17 protein-coding genes are annotated in these 18,173 nt (G+C 60.3%); 9 read left to right on the top strand and 8 right to left on the bottom strand.

Annotated features, from left to right (window positions below; translation table 11 throughout):
* Window positions 1-147 precede the first annotated feature (147 nt).
* The 3 genes from MF6394_RS25830 to gcvH all read left to right on the top strand — a co-directional run bounded on the left by MF6394_RS25830 (window position 148) and on the right by gcvH (window position 3,439).
* On the top strand, window positions 148-1,764 hold the full coding sequence (locus MF6394_RS25830; RefSeq protein WP_078467836.1) for an ABC transporter permease: 1,617 nt from the start codon (window positions 148-150) through the stop codon (window positions 1,762-1,764).
* 156 nt (window positions 1,765-1,920) lie between these two features.
* Window positions 1,921-3,003 carry a glycine cleavage system aminomethyltransferase GcvT gene (gene gcvT / locus MF6394_RS25825; RefSeq protein WP_044269722.1) on the top strand — a complete coding sequence of 361 codons (1,083 nt, stop codon included), beginning with the start codon at window positions 1,921-1,923 and terminating at the stop codon, window positions 3,001-3,003.
* Between the two features lie 52 nt (window positions 3,004-3,055).
* Window positions 3,056-3,439, top strand: coding sequence for a glycine cleavage system protein GcvH (gcvH, locus tag MF6394_RS25820; protein ID WP_044269720.1), 384 nt, complete (start codon window positions 3,056-3,058; stop codon window positions 3,437-3,439).
* A 128-nt stretch (window positions 3,440-3,567) separates the two neighbouring features.
* On the opposite strand, the gene MF6394_RS25815 is transcribed toward gcvH, so the two are convergent.
* The 6 genes from MF6394_RS25815 to MF6394_RS25790 all read right to left on the bottom strand — a co-directional run bounded on the left by MF6394_RS25815 (window position 3,568) and on the right by MF6394_RS25790 (window position 8,830).
* A complete protein-coding gene (locus MF6394_RS25815) occupies window positions 3,568-4,713 on the bottom strand; it encodes a DegT/DnrJ/EryC1/StrS family aminotransferase (protein ID WP_044269718.1) in 1,146 nt (381 codons plus the stop codon).
* 164 nt (window positions 4,714-4,877) lie between these two features.
* Window positions 4,878-5,192, bottom strand: a complete 315-nt coding sequence (locus tag MF6394_RS25810; RefSeq protein WP_003176799.1) for a DUF2388 domain-containing protein — start codon at window positions 5,190-5,192, stop codon at window positions 4,878-4,880.
* Window positions 5,193-5,260: 68 nt separating this feature from the next.
* Entirely contained in the window at window positions 5,261-5,707 is a 447-nt protein-coding gene (locus MF6394_RS25805) for an NfeD family protein (protein ID WP_044269716.1), read from the bottom strand.
* A 10-nt stretch (window positions 5,708-5,717) separates the two neighbouring features.
* Window positions 5,718-6,638 (bottom strand): SPFH domain-containing protein, encoded by a 921-nt coding sequence (locus MF6394_RS25800; RefSeq protein ID WP_003195285.1) that lies wholly within the window; start codon window positions 6,636-6,638, stop codon window positions 5,718-5,720.
* 76 nt (window positions 6,639-6,714) lie between these two features.
* A complete protein-coding gene (locus MF6394_RS25795) occupies window positions 6,715-8,409 on the bottom strand; it encodes a GspE/PulE family protein (RefSeq protein WP_078467835.1) in 1,695 nt (564 codons plus the stop codon).
* Between the two features lie 82 nt (window positions 8,410-8,491).
* Complete coding sequence (locus MF6394_RS25790) at window positions 8,492-8,830, bottom strand: hypothetical protein (RefSeq protein WP_034134021.1); 339 nt, start codon at window positions 8,828-8,830, stop codon at window positions 8,492-8,494.
* A 127-nt stretch (window positions 8,831-8,957) separates the two neighbouring features.
* Here MF6394_RS25790 and MF6394_RS25785 point away from each other — a divergent pair, with 127 nt between their 5' ends.
* The gene (locus MF6394_RS25785; protein WP_069558544.1) at window positions 8,958-9,428 is read left to right on the top strand and encodes an Lrp/AsnC family transcriptional regulator; all 471 of its coding nucleotides are present in this window, start codon (window positions 8,958-8,960) and stop codon (window positions 9,426-9,428) included.
* Between the two features lie 563 nt (window positions 9,429-9,991).
* On the opposite strand, the gene MF6394_RS25780 is transcribed toward MF6394_RS25785, so the two are convergent.
* Window positions 9,992-11,359, bottom strand: coding sequence for a CYTH domain-containing protein (locus tag MF6394_RS25780; protein WP_078467834.1), 1,368 nt, complete (start codon window positions 11,357-11,359; stop codon window positions 9,992-9,994).
* A 158-nt stretch (window positions 11,360-11,517) separates the two neighbouring features.
* On the opposite strand from MF6394_RS25780, the gene argE reads away from it, so the two are divergent.
* Entirely contained in the window at window positions 11,518-12,666 is a 1,149-nt protein-coding gene (argE, locus tag MF6394_RS25775) for an acetylornithine deacetylase (RefSeq protein WP_003195275.1), read from the top strand.
* Window positions 12,667-12,799: 133 nt separating this feature from the next.
* Complete coding sequence (gene argA / locus MF6394_RS25770) at window positions 12,800-14,098, top strand: amino-acid N-acetyltransferase (protein WP_003195273.1); 1,299 nt, start codon at window positions 12,800-12,802, stop codon at window positions 14,096-14,098.
* Window positions 14,099-14,231: 133 nt separating this feature from the next.
* Here argA and tauA read toward each other — a convergent pair whose 3' ends face one another.
* Entirely contained in the window at window positions 14,232-15,218 is a 987-nt protein-coding gene (tauA, locus tag MF6394_RS25765) for a taurine ABC transporter substrate-binding protein (RefSeq protein WP_078467833.1), read from the bottom strand.
* A 370-nt stretch (window positions 15,219-15,588) separates the two neighbouring features.
* Between tauA and MF6394_RS25760 the strand changes: the two genes are divergently transcribed.
* The 3 genes from MF6394_RS25760 to MF6394_RS34355 all read left to right on the top strand — a co-directional run bounded on the left by MF6394_RS25760 (window position 15,589) and on the right by MF6394_RS34355 (window position 18,022).
* Window positions 15,589-16,932 carry an OprD family porin gene (locus MF6394_RS25760; protein WP_044269685.1) on the top strand — a complete coding sequence of 448 codons (1,344 nt, stop codon included), beginning with the start codon at window positions 15,589-15,591 and terminating at the stop codon, window positions 16,930-16,932.
* A 274-nt stretch (window positions 16,933-17,206) separates the two neighbouring features.
* Window positions 17,207-17,845: a peroxiredoxin gene (locus tag MF6394_RS25755; protein ID WP_003195267.1), complete on the top strand. Its 639-nt coding sequence runs from the start codon at window positions 17,207-17,209 to the stop codon at window positions 17,843-17,845.
* A gap of 33 nt (window positions 17,846-17,878) precedes the next feature.
* Window positions 17,879-18,022, top strand: coding sequence for a hypothetical protein (locus MF6394_RS34355; protein ID WP_177345157.1), 144 nt, complete (start codon window positions 17,879-17,881; stop codon window positions 18,020-18,022).
* Window positions 18,023-18,173 lie beyond the last annotated feature (151 nt).

Below are 18,173 nucleotides of genomic sequence, written 5' to 3'. Positions count from 1 at the left end.
TGCGCCGCTTAACTGTGGGAGCTGGCTTGCCCGCGATTGCATCACTTCGGTATCACTGATACACCGAGGTGCTTGTATCGCAGGCAAGCCAGCTCCCACATTGGTTAGTGGCCGCTTCAACATCTTTATTTTTCTGAGAGCTTTTCCTTGGCCCACCCCGCCCAACGTCGCTGGTACCTGCCGGTTTTCAGCGTCGCCGCCCTGGTGCTGTTGCCGCTGAGCGTGCTGCTGCTGTCCTGGCAAAGCATCGACCCACAGATCTGGGCGCACCTCTGGGACACTCAGATGCCCCGCTTGCTGGGCAACACCTTGACCCTGGTGCTCGGTGTCGGCCTGGGCGTGACGCTGCTGGGCGTCAGCCTGGCCTGGCTGACCAGCCTGTGCGAATTCCCCGGGCGGCGCTGGCTCGATTGGGCATTGATGTTGCCCTTTGCAATCCCTGCCTATGTGCTGGCCTTCGTGTTCGTGGGCCTGCTGGATTTTGCCGGGCCGGTGCAAACCCTGCTGCGCGAGTGGTTCGGCACCGGGCTGCGTTTGCCGCGGGTGCGCTCCACCAGCGGCGTGGTCATCGTGCTGGTGCTGGTGTTCTATCCCTATGTCTACCTGCTGGCGCGTAGCGCGTTCCTGGCCCAGGGCAAAGGCTTGATGGAAGCGGCGCGGGTACTAGGGCAATCGCCATGGCAAGCGTTCTGGCGCGTGGCGTTACCAATGGCGCGGCCAGCGATTGGTGCCGGTGTGGCCCTGGCGTTGATGGAGACGCTGGCGGATTTTGGCGCGGTCTCGGTGTTCAATTTCGACACCTTCACCACCGCTATCTATAAAACCTGGTACGGCTTTTTCAGCCTGTCCAGCGCCGCGCAACTGGCCAGCCTGCTGCTGCTGGTAGTGATGCTGGTGCTGTATGGCGAGCGACGCGCGCGCGGGGCCAGCCGACCGAGCAATGAGCGCCCACGGGGCAAGGCGTTGTACCACTTGCGCGGATTCAAGGCACTGGCGGCCAGCGCTTGGTGCGGTCTGGTTTTCGCCTGTGCATTCGTGATTCCGATGCTGCAACTGGTGGCGTGGTTCTGGCAGCGTGGCCGCTTCGACCTGGATGAGCGTTACACCGGGCTGATCGTGCATACCCTCTACCTGGGCGGGATCGCAGCGCTGATCACGGTCAGCGTGGCGCTGATACTGGCCTTTGCAAATCGTCTGGCGCCGACCCGCGCGATTCGCTCCGGTATCAGCCTGGCCAATGTCGGCTATGCCTTGCCGGGCTCGGTGCTGGCGGTGTCGATCATGCTGGCGTTCAGTTACCTGGACCGCGAGCTGGTGGTGCCGGTCTCCGGCTGGCTGGGCGGGGCGGGCAAGCCTTTGCTGCTGGGCAGCCTGTCGGCACTGGTGCTGGCGTACCTGGTGCGGTTCCTGGCGGTGGCCTACGGGCCGCTGGAAAACAGCCTGGCGCGCATCCGTCCGTCTTTGCCCGAAGCGGCACGCAGCCTTGGGGTAAGCGGCCCACGACTGTTTTGCAAAGTGTATCTGCCGTTATTGCTGCCGGGCGCGTTGAGCGCAGCGCTTCTGGTGTTCGTGGATGTGCTCAAGGAAATGCCTGCCACCTTGCTGATGCGCCCGTTTGGCTGGGACACCCTGGCGGTGCGGATCTTTGAAATGACCAGTGAAGGCGAATGGGCGCGGGCGTCTTTGCCGGCGCTGACCCTTGTGCTGGTCGGCTTGTTGCCGGTCATCGGGCTGATCCGCCGCTCGGCTCGGCAAATCGGTTAGGTGCCAGTCCTACGGCTTGAGGCTACAATGCGCGGCATTCGGTGCGCTCCGTCTTTCGGATCGACCTGCTGTATGTGGCTGCGGGCCTTGTAATACAAGGTGTTCGGCGCAAGTGGCAGCTCTGCGCGCCTTCGCCAAGCCCGGAAGGAGAAACCCATGGGACAGCGTACGCCTCTGTATGACCTGCATCTCGCCCTCGGCGCGAAAATGGTAGATTTTGGCGGTTGGGATATGCCTTTGCATTACGGCTCGCAAGTTGAAGAACACCATCAGGTGCGACGCGACTGCGGGGTCTTCGATGTATCTCATATGACCGTGATCGATGTCACCGGCCCCCAGGCCAAGGAATGGCTCCAGTACCTGCTGGCCAATGATGTCGACCGACTGCACGGCTGTGGCCGAGCGTTGTACAGCGCCATGCTCAACGAGCAGGGCGGGGTGGTGGATGACATGATCGTCTACCGCACCGAAACCGGTTACCGCCTGGTGGTCAACGCCGCCACGCGCGATCAGGACATGGCCTGGATGCAGGCGCAACTGGGCAGCTACTCAGTGCACCTGCATGAGCGCTCCGAGTTGGCCATGCTCGCCATCCAAGGCCCCCACGCCCGGCAGAAAATCGCCGAACTGGTGACCCAGTCCCGTGGCATCCTGATCCATCAGCTCAAACCGTTCGAAGGCCGGGCCGACGGCGACTGGTATATCGCCCGCACCGGCTATACCGGCGAAGACGGCCTCGAAATAGTGCTGCCGGCCGATCAGGCTCCAGGCTTTTTCAACGACCTGGTAGGCGCTGGCATTTCTCCCATCGGCCTCGGTGCGCGCGACACCTTGCGCCTGGAGGCCGGCATGAACCTGTATGGCCAGGATATTCACCAGGCCGTCTCACCCCTGGCGGCCAACATGGCTTGGAGCATCGCCTGGGAACCTGTGGAGCGTAACTTCATTGGCCGCGCCGCGCTGGAAGCAGAAAAAGCAGCCGGCGTGCAGTTCAAACTGGTGGGGCTCGTCCTCGAAGAACGGGGTGTGCTGCGCGCTCACCAAGTGGTTCGTATCGCCAATGTTGGCGAAGGAGAGATCACCAGTGGTAGTTTCTCGCCTACGCTAAGCAAATCCATTGCGCTGGCGCGTGTGCCGACGGCGACTGCCGACCGGGCCGAAGTGGAAATCCGCGGCAAGTGGTATCCGGTTCGAGTGGTCAAGCCGACCTTCGTGCGCCATGGCAAAACCTTGATCTAACCAATTCCGGCAGGCCGAAGGCCGCTGACATTTCATCTTGAGGACACAGACTATGAGCAATATCCCTGCCGACCTGCGTTTTGCCGAAAGTCACGAATGGGCCCGTCTGGAAGCTGACGGCACCGTGACCGTCGGGATCTCCGACCATGCACAGGAAGCTTTGGGTGATGTGGTGTTTGTTGAATTGGCAGAAGTGGGTGCCCATTTTGAAGCGCAAGGCCAGGCGGGTGTGGTTGAGTCGGTGAAAGCAGCCTCGGATATCTACTCGCCGGTTGCCGGCGAAGTGATTGCTGTCAACGAAGAGCTGAGTGGCAGCCCTGAGCTGTTGAACTCGGACCCGTACGGCGCCTGGATCTTCAAGCTCAAGCCAAGCGACAAGGCCGAGCTGGACAAGCTGCTGGATGCCGCCGGCTACAAAGCCGTCATCGGCGAATAAACGCCTGCCCCAATACAGGCGCGGGCTAATGTGGGAGCGGGCTTGCTCGCGAATGCGGTGGTTCAGTCATTGATGTATTGACTGACACTCCGCATTCGCGAGCAAGCCCGCTCCCACACTGTACTGCATCAACCTTGAGTGTTCAGTACGGCTTTAACCGCCGCTACAGCTCGCTCCACATCCGCCTCTGTCATCGCCGTGAACATCGGCAACGACACGATCAAACGCCCAACACGCTCTGCCACCGGGAACATGCCTTCCTTGAAACCCTGTGCCCGATACAGGCTCAGCAGGTGGATCGGTGGGTAGTGATAGCCGATACCCACGCCGTGGGCCTGCATCTTTTCCATGAACGTCGCACGGGCTGGCAGGCCATCCTGGCGCTCTGGCAACACCAGTTGGAACAGGTGCCAGTTGCTGTTTTCGAAGTCGGCCGGCGGCAGTTGCGCGCCGTATTGGGCTTCGAAATCGCTGCCCAAGCACTTGAAATAGTGCCGTGCCAGGTTCTGGCGATGGGCGGTGATCTTCTCGATGTGCGCGAATTGCCCCAGGCCGATGGCGGCGGCAATGTCGGTCATGTTGAACTTGCCCCCCAGCACATCCACATCCAGACCATCGAAGCCGCTGCGGGTGACGCCTTGCAGGCGGTACTTCTCGGCCAGACGGGCCTCCTCGGCGTTGTTCAACACCAGGCAGCCGCCTTCGGACGACGTGATGTTCTTGTTCGCCTGGAAGCTGAAAGACACGAAGTCGCCGGTTGCGCCGATGCGTTCCCCATCCCAGCTGGACCCCAGGGCCTGGGCGGCATCTTCAACAATGCGCAGGTTGTACTTGTTGGCCAGCGCGTAGAGCATCGGCATATCCAGGGGCAAGCCGGCCAGGTAGACCGGGATGATCGCCTTGGTGCGAGGGGTAATGGCGGCTTCCACCTGGGCCAGGTCGATATTGCGCGTCACCGGGTCGATGTCGGCAAAAACCGGAGTGGCGCCGACTTCGAGAATCACGTTGGCCGTGGCAACCCAGGAGATTGGCGTGGTGATGACTTCATCCCCAGGCCCGATTCCGGCGATGCGCAAGGCGATCTCCATGGTGCAGGTGCCCGAGTTGAAGGTGCGCACCGGACGGCCGCCAAAATACTCCGACAACTGTGCTTCGAACGCCTGCACCTTTGGCCCGCTGGTGATCCAGCCGGAACGCAGAACATCACCGACCGCCGTGATGGTGGCTTCATCAATGGTCGGTTTGGAAAACGGCAGGAAGGGCTGTTGGCTCATGACGAAGAAGGCATCCGTTTCAGGTAGGCGATGAAAAATACACGTGTCAGTGGGGCATGGTTGCACGCTGAGACTGAATATAGCCTGTCATCCATGAACGATTCGTCATACAACAGGCAAAAAAATGCCGCTTGAAAAAGCGGCATTTTTTATGAGGGCAGTTATTACTCGGTGACAGCATTCTTCGCCAGGATGGCGTTAGCCAGTTCCATGTCCGTGGCTTGGAGGCCAGGGTTGTCGGCGCGGACCTTCTGCATCGCCGCTTCCAGGTACGGGCCGCGAATGCCGCCGTCGCTGGCGACGAAGCTGCCTGCGTCGTCCTGGGCCGCGACCACCAGCTTGTGGTCCTTGAACGTCAGGTAAGTCGAGCCAGTGGTGGCGCCCGACGAGATGACATTACGCCAGAAGCTATCGGCCATGGCTGAGCCGACAGGTAGGGAAAGCACAGCGAGGGTTGCGACAGCATATTTGAGACGCATGATGGGTGACTCCGGTGGGTTATCTGTACGTTTTGATTGTAGTTAACCCGATCCAGTTCCATCACTGACTAAACAGTTTCAACCTTTAAAATCACCCCATCCTGCCCAACCACGCGGACTTGAGCGCCCACGGGGGCGTCGGCACCGGTGACCATCCACACGCCATCGCCGACTTTGACCTTGCCGCGACCATCCACAATGGCTTGATGCACCACGAAAGTGCGCCCCACCAACTCTGAACCGCGCTCGTTCAACCCCGGTTGATCACTGGCCTTGGCGCTGCTGCGCTGGCGTTTCCACCAGTACACGGCAGTCAGTATCGACAACATCGCAAACAGCAGCAGTTGCCATTCCAGCCCGAGCGGTGGGAACAGGAACTTGATCACGCCCACGGCAGCGGCGGCGATACCCATCCACAGCAGGTAGCCTCCGGCACCGAACACCTCGAGAATCAACAGCACGGTGCCCAGTGCCAACCAGTCCCAGAACGACAAATGCAGCAGGAAGTCCCACATGGTGATGGCCTCAGCCTTTCTGGTTGCCGAAGGTTGCCTTGACGATTTCGCCGATACCGCCCACGGCGCCAATCACTTGGCTGGCTTCTAGCGGCATCAGGATGACCTTGCTGTTGTTGGCCGACGCAAGCTTGCCCAAGGCGTCGATGTATTTTTGCGCGACGAAGTAGTTCACCGCCTGCACATTGCCGGACGCGATGGCTTCGGACACCACTTGTGTCGCCCGCGCTTCGGCTTCAGCCTGACGCTCACGTGCCTCGGATTCCAGGAACGCGGCCTGGCGGCTGCCTTCGGCTTCAAGGATTTGCGCCTGCTTTTTGCCTTCCGCTGTCAGGATCGCCGACGCCCGCAGGCCCTCTGCTTCGAGGATCTGTGCACGCTTGATTCGCTCGGCTTTCATCTGGCCGGACATGGCGGCCATCAGGTCGGCGGGCGGGCTGATGTCCTTGATCTCGATACGGGTGATCTTGATGCCCCATGGCGCAGTGGCTTCATCCACGGTGCGCAGGAGTTTTTCGTTGATGCCGTCACGCTGGCTCAGCATGGCGTCCAGCTCCATGGAGCCGAGTACGGTGCGGATATTGGTCTGCAGCAGGTTGCGGATAGCATGTTCGAGGTTGTTGACCTCATAGGCGGCCTGGGCGGTGTTGACCACCTGGAAGAAGCACACGGCATCGATCTGCACGGTGGCATTGTCGGCGGTGATGACTTCTTGAGGCGGGATATCCAGCACGCTTTCCATCACGTTGATCTTGCGACCGATGCGGTCCATGACCGGGATGATGATATTCAGGCCGGGTTTCAAGGTGTTGGTGTAGCGGCCGAAACGCTCGACGGTCCATTGGTAGCCCTGGGGCACCACTTTGAAACCCATGAACAGGATGGCGATGGCCAAGCCTACGAAAAGAAGCAGTACGGTTCCGATCTGCATAGCGATTCCCTATCTGAAGGTGTCAGTGAATGACATTAGGCCGATTGTAACGGTCTGGTCACGGATAAAGACGGTTTCATGCCCCAATAAACAAAGGATTTGTTTCTGAATCCCCTGGCGTGACCCGCAATACCTCCGTCATCGTGGTCAGCCCGGCCTTCACTTTCTCGATGCCGGCCATGCGCAGGCTGCTCATGCCCTGCGCCAGTGCTCCGCGGCGCAGGGCTTGTACGTCCGCGCCCGGGGTGACCAGCGCCTGGAGGGCTGGGTCCATGAGCATGATTTCATACAGCCCGGCCCGGCCTCGATAACCGCTGTCACGGCATTGCGCACAGCCGACAGCATCAAAGCCGCCAGCGTCCTCCTGGCCCATGGGGCGCTTGCAGTGGCTGCACAGAACCCGCACCAAGCGCTGCGCCATCACGCCTATGAGCGTGGCTTTGATCAAATAGTGAGCAATACCCAGCTCTTGCAGGCGGCTGATGGCGCTGGGCGCATCGTTGGTGTGCAAGGTCGATAGCACCAGATGCCCGGTCAGCGCGGCCTGGATAGCCATCTCTGCGGTTTCCTGGTCGCGGATTTCGCCGATCATGATGATGTCCGGGTCCTGGCGCAGCAGGGCGCGGATGCCGCTGGCGAACGTGAGGTCGATGTTGTGCTGGACCTGCATCTGGTTGAAGGCCGGCTCGACCATTTCAATCGGGTCTTCCACCGTGCACAGGTTGACCTCGCGGGTCGCCAGTTGCCTGAGGGTGGTGTAGAGGGTGCTGGTCTTGCCCGAGCCGGTTGGGCCGGTGACGAGGATGATGCCGTGGGTGCGTCGCGTCATGGCGTGCCAGCGTTGCTGGTCGGCGTTGGACAAACCCAACTGGTCAAAATCCTTGAGCAGCACCTGAGGGTCAAAAATTCGCATCACCAGCTTTTCGCCGAATGCCGTGGGCAGGGTCGAAAGCCGCAATTCCACCTCGATACCCGCAGGGTTTCGGGTCTTGACGCGGCCATCCTGGGGTTTGCGTTTCTCGGCCACGTTCATGCGCCCCAGGCTTTTCAGGCGGCTGACCACGGCCATGGTGACCTGCGGGGGAAATTGATAGACGTCATGCAGCAGCCCATCAATGCGAAAGCGCACCCGGCCCTGGTCGCGGCCGGGCTCAATATGGATATCGCTGGCCCGTTGGCCAAAGGCGTATTGCAGCAGCCAGTCGACGATGTTGACGATATGCGCGTCGTTGGCATCCGGCTCCTTGTCACTGGCGCCGAGGCTGAGCAAGTCGACATTGCCAGGCACCGTCATCTTTTGATCCGCACCGCTGACGGACTTGGCCAAGCGATAAAACTCGTTGATACAGCGTTGGATGTCCTGGGGGTTGGCAACCACGCGCTTGATCGTGCGTTTGAGCACCTGGGACAGCCCGGCTTCCCAGGCGGTGATATGGGGTTGGGCACTGGCGACCGTCACGCTGTGGGCATCCACGGCGACTGCAAGAATGCCGTGGCGCTGGGCGAAGGCGTGGGACATCAAGGGCACCACGGCCGCCACGTCGATCTGCAACGGGTCGATGCGCAGGTAAGGCTGGCCGACCTGCCGGGCCAGCCATTGGGTCAAGGTCTCCAGGCAAGGGCCCTGGGCTGCGTTGCATTCCAGGGGGTGCTGGCTGGCGGGCGCTGGCACCACCTTTTGCGCCGCCTGCGCCGTGATCAGCCCTTGCTCGACCAGCGCCGGCAACAATTGCTGCAGTTCCAAGGGGTGATCGTGGGCGATGACGGGCATGCAGGTTTTCCTGGGCGGCTCGGGGTGTAATCCCAGGCTAGCCAACCGCTGAAGATCTGGCGTGCGCGTGTATTGCAGGTTTTTACTGCGCCATCGCCGCCAGCGCTTGGGGCCGCTCGGAATCAGCTGACCACAGCTCCAGGGTGCAGACGCTGATCAGGTTTCGAATCTTTTCACCGATCACTTGGGCGCGGTGCCAGCTCAGGCCGGTCATCACGATATCGATGCTCAGCAGGTCGGCTTCCCGGTTCGCGCTGACCTGGGTGGGCGTGAGCAATTGCAGCGCGAAGTAGTTCAGCACCCGGCACAGCACGTCCGGTTCGGCCTCGGCGACGATGTGATAGTGCGCCCGGCAGTGGCTGCTATTGGCCGCCCACGCATCGACGCGGGTGGCAGGGTAGGCGGTTTCGACGGCGTGCATGCTGACTCTCCAAATTCGACTGGAGGAATTTTTACATTCGCCTCGGGAGATTTCTTATCTAAGATGAGCCTGTTTGGCGATAAATCGACTCAATCAATTCAAGATCATCCTATTAATGGGTACGTTTATGCACAGTGAGTTGGACGCCTACGACCGCCGCATCCTGGCCTTGCTGCAAGAGGATGCCTCGCTCTCCAGCGCACAGATTGCCGAGCAGGTCGGCCTGTCGCAGTCGCCGTGCTGGCGGCGCATTCAGCGGCTCAAGGACGAGGGCGTGATCCGCGGCCAGGTCACGCTGCTGGACCGCAAGAAAATCGGGCTCAACACGCAGATTTTCGCCGAGGTCAAACTCAACGCCCACGGTCGCTCCAATTTCACCGAGTTCACCGAGGCGATTCGCGGGTTTCCGGAAGTGTTGGAGTGTTATGTGCTGATGGGGGCGGTGGATTTTCTGCTGCGTATCGTCACCTCGGATATCGAGGCGTATGAGCGGTTTTTCTTCGAGAAGCTGTCGATGGTGCCGGGGATCCAGGAGGTCAACTCGATTGTGGCGCTGTCGGAGATCAAGTCCACCACCAGCCTGCCAGTATTGCGCTGACAGCGAGGGCCTCATCGCGGCATAGGTATCTACACAACTTCGAGGCGACGCTGGACCTGTGGCGAGGGAGCTTGCTCCCGTGACGGCCTGACAGTCGACGCTTATCTACCTGACGCGCCACGGTCCAAATGTGGGAGCTGGCTTGCCTGCGAAGACGGCCTGACAGTCAACACAGCTGGATTGTGTACATATCCATTGCTGCGGTAACGGCTACTTAGGGTTCCGCCCTGACGGCGGCTCACTTTTGAAAAGCGCAAAAGTAAGCAAAACGCTCTTGCCCCACCACTCGGCACCTCGCCTAGGCTCGGTGTGCCCGTAATCCGCCAGTGATTTGGGGGGCCGCCGCCACGCGCCATCCATGGCGCGGGGCGGCTAAACCGGCATCCCTGCCGGTTTACCCCCCAAATCCCTGTCGAATTCCGGCCAGCGTGGTTTAACGGGGCGCCTGAGATCAAAAGCAGATCAAGATCAAGAGCGGCTCGCTTCGCATCGTGGTTACCGTTGAGCGTTACAGATTTGTGTAGATACCTAAGCTCATCGCGGGCAAGCCCGCGATAGCGATATTACAGGCGCAGCAGGGTCTTCCAGGCACGATTCTGATACACCGCAATCGCCTGGTGCATACGCGCATCCAGGGATTCGTCGGTAATCGGCTGGTTGGCCAGGTGCGCCAGTTTGTTCAGCTCGCCGTACAAGCGGTCCAGTTCAGGAATGTCCACCACGTGGCGTGCATGGTGCAGCCAGGCCTGGATGCGTTCGATGCGCGGCAGTTGCTCGGCCAGATCTTCCGGCTGCTGCTGGTAGCGCTGCAGTTGCAGGGCGACGGCGTCGTCGGCCAACAGGCGTGGCAGCCAGTTGGTGATTTGCGCAGCGCCCTGGCGGTTGCCACGCACGTTACGTTCGGCTGTCCAGGTGCGAGCCAGCAACCAGCGCGAGAGGTTGAGTGAGAACAGGCCCCAGCGCACGTCTTGCAGCTCTTCGATGAACTGCTCAGGCGCGGCTTTGCGGATGTCTTCATCGTCGTCACCGGCCTGGACCAGCGGGCGCCAGTCTTCCAGCAACGCATCCAGGGCGCTGCGCAGTTCGCTGGTGGATTGGCGCGGCGCGGCCTGGCCGAGGCTGCCGATCAGGGCGCGCAATTCACCGAGGTTCTCGACCCAGTCTTGCAGCAGGCGCCAGTGGCCATTGAAGCGGTATTGCTCGGCCAGGCGCTGGCTGCTGCCCAGCAGGTGCCACAGGATCGCGGCGAAGGCATCGTCCAATGGCATTTCGACGTGGATCTGTGGCGCCGGCAGGCTCAGGGAGTAGCTGCTGGCGTCATACAGGCGGTAGCCGCGTTCGGCCTTGCTGATGTCGCACGGCATCAGGGCCAGGGTCGCGGCCAGCTCGGCGGCCAACTCCAGCAGGGCTGCCGGTTCGCCTTCGCGCAGTTCCAGTTCCAGCTCGCAGATTTCTTCTTTCTGCTTGCCGACCACCACGTGGCCCAGGTCCAGGGCGGCTTCGATCACCACCTTGGCCTTGCCGCGGCCCCAGGCGATTTCGGCGCGCTCACGCACGAAGTCGGTGGTAAAGATCGGCTTGAGGGTCTTTTTGTCCAGCTCGGCCAGTTGCTCGGGCCAGCACTCGCCATCGAGTTTCTTCACGTCGAGCTTGGCTTTGGGCAGGTCCCAGTTGTATTCGTTGCGTTCCGACAAGCCGGCGACGCTTTGGCCGCGGGTTTTGAGGGTCTGGATGATGTCGTCACCGTCCTTGCGCAGGCGCAGGGCAACCTTGGCCTGGGCCAGGTCGCGCTCGGGGGTATCGAAGTACTGGTTCATCAACTCACGGCGTTCCCAGCCACTTTTGTTGCGTTTTTTCAGTAACGGGTGCTCACGCAGCGCGGCGAGTGTTTCGCGGCTGACGCGTAGCTTGATTTCGGTTTCTTTCTGCATGGCCGGAAAATCCAGGATCGGGAGCGCAGCCGGGGAAAAGTGTGGCTGCCAAGGTCGTGCAGTGTACAGGACTGAGCCCGGCAACGCGCCGCAACGGTTTATTGTGTTGCGCAGATGCCTCTATAGTGAGGTTCATCCGGGAAGTTGGGAGACCGCGCATGCCGTTACCGTCCATGAAAGAGCAGTTCGCCGCCTTGATCGCCGCGCCGTCGGTGAGTTGCACCCAGGCGTCTCTCGACCAGAGCAACCGCCCGGTGATCGACCTGCTCGCCGCTTGGCTGGGCGACCTGGGCTTTGCCATCGATATCCAACACGTCAGCCCCGGCAAATTCAACCTGTTGGCCAGCTTCGGCAGCGGCCCCGGTGGCCTGGTACTGGCGGGGCATAGCGATACCGTGCCGTATGACGCGGCGCTGTGGAAAACCGACCCGCTCAAGCTGACGGAAGTCGATGGCCGCTGGGTAGGGCTGGGCAGTTGTGACATGAAGGGTTTCTTCGCCCTGATCATCGAAGCGGTGTTGCCGCTGCTCGACCAACCCTTCAAGCAACCGCTGTTGATTCTTGCCACCTGTGACGAGGAAAGCTCCATGTCCGGTGCCCGTGCGCTGGCCGAGGCGGGGCGCCCGCTGGGTCGCGCGGCGGTGATCGGCGAGCCGACCGGGCTCAAGCCGATCCGCCTGCACAAAGGCGTGATGATGGAGCGCATCGACATCCTCGGGCGCAGCGGCCACTCGTCGGACCCCAGTCTGGGCCACAGCGCCCTGGAAGCCATGCATGACGCCATCGGCGAACTGCGGGGCCTGCGCCTGGCGTGGCAGCGCGAGTACCGCAACGCGCAATTCAGCGTGCCGCAGCCGACCATGAACTTCGGCTGCATTCACGGCGGCGACAACCCCAACCGCATCTGTGGCCAGTGCTCCCTGGAGTTCGACCTGCGACCCCTGCCGGGCATGGACCCCGAGGTGCTGCGCGCCGCGATTCGCCAGAAGCTCGAACCCGTGGCCGAGCGGCATAAGGTCAAGATCGACTACGCGCCGTTGTTCCCCGCAGTGCCACCCTTTGAGCAGCCCGAAGACGCCGAGCTGGTGCGGGTGGCGGAACGTTTGACCGGTCATCGTGCCGAAGCAGTAGCGTTCGGCACCGAAGCGCCTTATCTTCAGCGCCTCGGTTGCGAAACCCTGGTGCTCGGGCCTGGCGACATTGCCTGCGCTCACCAGCCGGGCGAATACCTTGAAATGTCACGCTTGACGCCTACAGTGCGTCTATTGCGGGAACTGATCGAACACTACTGCCTGAAACCTGCATAAATTTACCCCTGCCCATTCGTACATAAGGAGAGTGAGCGTGTCGCCAAGCCTGTTCCGACGATAACCATCAGCCGCTGTGCGCTTTCACGATTGATCCTTTATTTGGCTGCTTTTTATTACAGGCCCAGGTGTTATGCCCGAATACGTCAACTGGCTTCGTCACGCTTCGCCCTACATCAACGCCCACCGCGACTGCACTTTTGTGGTCATGCTGCCCGGCGATGGTGTGGACCACCCCAACTTCGGCAATATCGTCCACGACCTGGTGCTGCTCCACAGCCTGGGTGTGCGCCTGGTGCTGGTGCACGGCTCGCGCCCGCAAATCGAAACCCGCCTTGAAGCACGCGGCCTTACCCCGGCTTACCACGAAGGCTTGCGCATCACCGATGCCGCGACGCTGGAGTGTGTGATCGACGCGGTGGGCCATCTGCGCATCGCCATCGAGGCGCGCTTGTCCATGGACATGGCGTCCTCGCCGATGCAGGGCTCGCGCCTGCGTGTGGCCAGCGGCAACCTGGTCACCGCACGGCCAATTGGCGTGCTGGAAGGCGTGGACTACCACCATACCGGCGAGGTGCGCCGGGTAGACCGCAAGGGCATCAACCGTTTGTTGGACGAACGCTCCATCGTGCTGCTGTCGCCCCTGGGGTATTCGCCCACCGGCGAGATCTTCAACCTGGCCTGCGAAGACGTCGCTACCCGCGCCGCCATCGACCTGGGCGCCGACAAGTTGCTGCTGTTCGGCGCCGATCCCGGTCTGATCGATGAGAACGGCCGCCTGGTGCGTGAATTGCGCCCACAACAAGTGCCCGCGCACTTGCAACGCTTGGGCAGCAACTATCAAGCCGAACTGCTCGATGCCGCTGCCGAAGCCTGCCGCGGTGGAGTAGGGCGCAGCCATATCGTCAGCTACGCCGAAGACGGCGCCTTGCTCACCGAGCTGTTTACCCGCGACGGCGGCGGTACGCTGGTGGCCCAGGAGCAATTCGAACTGGTGCGCGAAGCGGCGATTGAAGACGTCGGCGGCTTGCTGGACCTGATCAGCCCGCTGGAAGAGCAGGGCATTCTGGTGCGCCGTTCGCGGGAAGTGCTGGAGCGTGAGATCGAACAGTTCAGCGTGGTCGAGCGCGAAGGCATGATCATCGCCTGCGCGGCGCTGTATCAGATCGCGGATTCGGATGCGGGCGAGCTGGCGTGCCTGGCAGTGAACCCGGAATACCGCCACGGCGCGCGCGGCGATGTGTTGCTCGAACGTATCCAGACCCGTGCACGAGCGCAGGGCTTGAAAACCCTCTTTGTACTCACCACCCGTACGGCCCACTGGTTCCGCGAACGCGGCTTTGTACCCAGCAGCGTGGACCGCCTGCCGTCGGCGCGGGCGTCGCTGTACAACTATCAGCGTAATTCCAAAATCTTCGAAAAGGCTCTGTAACCCCGGCCCTTAAGAATGCTGCAGATCAAAATGTGGGAGCGGGCTTGCTCGCGAAATCGCAGTGTCAGTCAATACATCAATGACTGAACCACCGCCTTCGCGAGCAAGCCCGCTCCCACACTGGACCGCGTTTTTATTGTGGGATGAATTTGTCGGTCACATAGGCCGAATAATCCGGCAGCACCGTCTCCACCTTCCCCTGTTCCTTCAAGAACTTCGCCGTCTCCCCAATCGCCTTCGCCGTGCCGCCCTTGAGCAGCGCAGCGGTTTGCTGTGCCTGTGCATCCGGAAACGTCGTGCCCGCCAGTAGCTCCGGAATGTCGTCGGCATTGGAACCTGTCAATTTGGCGATTTTCTGCACCGGCTCCGAATCCACCGTCCAGCTGTCTTTGTGGGCGGCGTAGTCGGCAAAAGCATCCAGGGTGACCTTGGCGAACTTGGCCACTACGTCAGGATGTTTTTCCGCGAAATCCTTGCGCGCCACCCACACCTCAAATGTGGGTGCACCCCATTGGCCCACCTGCGCCGCGTCTGTGAGGGTCTTGCCGCTCTTGCGGATTTCGCCCAAGGCCGGGGACCACACAAAAGCCCCATCAATATCGCCGCGTTTCCAGGCAGCGGCGATTTCGGCCGGTTGCAGGTTCACCACTTTGACTTGCTGGGTGTCCAGCCCCCAGTGTTTCAGCGCGCCGAGCAGGCTGTAATGGGAGGTGGAGACGAACGGGGTGGCGATGGTTTTGCCGATCAGGTCTTGGGGGTTGTCGATGCCACTGCCGTTGCGCACCACCAGGGCTTCAGAAGCGTTGATCTGTGCCGATACGATAAACGCCACAATCGGCAGGTTGCGCGACGCCGCCGCCGCAAGCGGGCTGGAGCCGAGATTGCCGATGTGTACATCACCCGAAGCGATGGCCGTGACCACCTCTGGCCCGCTATTGAAGCGGCGCCAGGCGATTTTTTCGCCAATGGCTTTTTCGTAGAGGCCGTCGGCCTGGGGAACCTTGCTGGGATCGATGCCGGTCTGGTAGCCCACCGTCAGGTCGGCGGCGTTGACATCAAAAGAAAGTAATAGCGATACAAAAACTGTAACAAATTGACGGGAGGATGTGCGTTTGGCCATGATGGCGTCGCCTTTTTGATCGTGAGTGACGTATGTAACCGTACGGCCACACTAATCGATCTAAAAAAGCACCAGTAAATACCCTTTAGGAATTAGCTTATGGAGCGGCACGTCTATCCTGACCGGCCAGCTTCACGGAAAGTCTTATTCCTGGATCGTATGAAAAAGAATGAAATAATTCTTTTTGGGTGTATGAAAAACTCATTACCCTGCAGGGACCAAATCAACTGCGATTAGACGAAGGTAGTAGACACACAAGGTTACGATTGACTTGGTAGTCACTATCTGGCGCTAATCGCGCATCTGTGGATCGAGGGCGTCAGACCCGAGACCAAAGAAATACAAAAATTAGAAATGAGAGGAGCGGTACATGAAGAAGTCCACCTTGGCTGTGGCTGTAACGTTGGGCGCAATCGCCCAGCAAGCAGGCGCTGCCGGTTTCATCGAAGACAGCAAGGCCACACTGGGCCTGCGCAACTTCTACATCAACACCGATAACCGCGAAGGCACGGCCAACCCGAGCCGCAACGAAGAATGGGGCCAAGGCTTCGATCTGCGTTTCATCTCCGGTTACACCCAAGGCACCGTTGGCTTCGGTCTTGATGCTATCGGCCTGTTGGGTATCCGCCTGGATTCGGGCGGTGGTACCAACGGCGCGACTGCCAGCTCCTACGGCGGCACCGTCTTCCCGAGCAAGTCCAATGGCGAAGCCGTTGATAACTACTCGAGCCTGGGCCTGACCGCCAAGGCCAAGATCTCCCAAACCGAACTGAAGCTGGGTACCTTGCAGCCTAAGCTGCCGGTCATCGTCACCAACGATGGTCGTATGCTGCCGCAAACCTTCCAGGGTGGCCAGATCACCTCCAGCGACATCAAGGACCTGACCCTGGTTGCCGGCCAGATCGAAAAAGCCAAGGGCCGTAACTCCAGCAACAACGAAAGCCTGTCCATCTCCGGCGCCAACAGCCGTGGCGTGAACTGGCGTTCGAGCAACAAGTTCTACTACGCCGGTGGCGACTACAAGATCACCAAGGATCTGACCGCCCAGTACTACTACGGCAACCTGGAAGATTTCTACAAGCAACACTTCCTGGGCCTGACCCACAACTGGGCCATCGGTCCTGGCGTGTTGAAGTCTGACCTGCGCTACTTCAACAGCTCCGACGATGGTAACAACGGTAACCAGTCCGCTTACTTCTCGACGGGCAACTACAGCGGCGTGAACTCCGGCCGTGGCAAAGTCGACAACAACCTGTACAGCGGCCTGTTCCTGTACTCGGTGGCCGGTCACACCTTCGGTGGCGGTTACCAGGTCAGCAACGGCAGCAGCGACTTCCCTTGGCTGAACCAGGGTGACGGCTCGTCGGCTTACATCACCACCGACATGCAAATCCAGAAGTTCGCCCGTGCCGGCGAGCGTACCTGGCAAGCTCGCTACTCCTACGACTTCGCCAAAGTCGGCGTACCTGGCCTGACCGCGGGTGTGGTTTACCTGAAGGGCGACCATATCGACACCGTCGCCAGCAACCGTACCGAGTTCACCGGCCAGTCCGAGTGGGAACGTGACATCACTGTTGCCTACGTTGTACCGGAAGGTCCGCTGAAGAACGTCGGCGTGGCGTGGAAGAACGCTATGTGGCGCAGCGACATCGCCAACGCGCGTAACCAGGACGAAAACCGCTTGATCGTCAGCTACTCGATCCCGCTGTTGTAAGACTGTAAAGCCTTGCCCGGCGCAATGCCGGGCAAGGTGTCTTGCTGTTCAAGTCGGGCTCAACCCCCGCAAGCCCTTCCTGAACCCCTCTTTTTTGCAGCGTCTCAAGGCCTTCTCGAACCTTGAAAGCGATGTTGGCCTCAGGCCGTTCCCAAGTCCAATGAACTGATTTTTAATATTCTTTTATCGTCTAGATAGATCGATATTTATTCTTTTTAAATCAGCAAAAATCCATGCACAGTGGGCTCCATAAGCACTCACCAGGAGCCACACCATGAGCCTAAGACTGGGCGACATCGCCCCCGACTTCGAACAGGATTCCAGCGCCGGCAAGATTCGTTTCCATGAATGGCTGGGCGACAGCTGGGGTGTGTTGTTTTCCCACCCGGCGGACTTCACGCCGGTGTGCACTACCGAACTGGGTTTCACCGCCAAGCTCAAGGATGAATTCGCCAAGCGTGGGGTCAAGGCCATCGCCCTGTCGGTAGACCCGGTGGACTCGCACCACAAGTGGATCGAAGACATCAACGAGACCCAGAACACCGTGGTCAACTTCCCGATCTTGGCCGACGCCGACCGCAAGGTCTCCGACCTCTACGACCTGATTCACCCGAATGCCAGCGATACCCTCACGGTGCGCTCCTTGTTCGTGATCGACCCGAACAAGAAGATCCGCCTGACCATCACTTACCCGGCCAGCACCGGGCGTAACTTCCATGAAATTCTGCGGGTGATCGACTCCCTGCAACTGACCGACAACCACAAGGTGGCGACGCCCGCCAACTGGCAGGATGGGGACGAAGTGGTGATCGTGCCGTCGCTCAAGGACGAGGAAGAGATCAAGAAACGCTTTCCCAAGGGCTATCGCGCGGTGAAGCCGTACCTGCGCCTTACCCCACAACCTAATCGTTAAGGCATCCCGGACCATCCCTCTGTAGGAGCGAGCTTGCTCGCGAAAAACGTCAACGATAACGCGTGGTTTCTGGATGAGCGCGGCGCCTATGAGTTTTTCGCGAGCAAGCTCGCTCCTACACAGCAGGGGTTTTCAGGCCGTTTCGACGGCCTTTTTTTTCGCCTGGCGATTGATTAAACGCTTATGTATTTATGTAATAAACCAAGGAATAATTAATATTTATAGATCTATCACTCCGCTGAAACAGTCTAACCCATCTTGGCGCTCACTCCGTACACCGAACCCCCAACACTTCCACAAGACACACGATCCATTAGCGGCGAAACAC

It is taken from the genome of Pseudomonas sp. MF6394 (assembly GCF_002018845.1).
GTDB lineage: Bacteria > Pseudomonadota > Gammaproteobacteria > Pseudomonadales > Pseudomonadaceae > Aquipseudomonas > Aquipseudomonas lactis.
The sequence above is the reverse complement of the archived record's forward strand: the minus strand, read 5'-3'. Positions and strand labels throughout refer to the sequence as shown.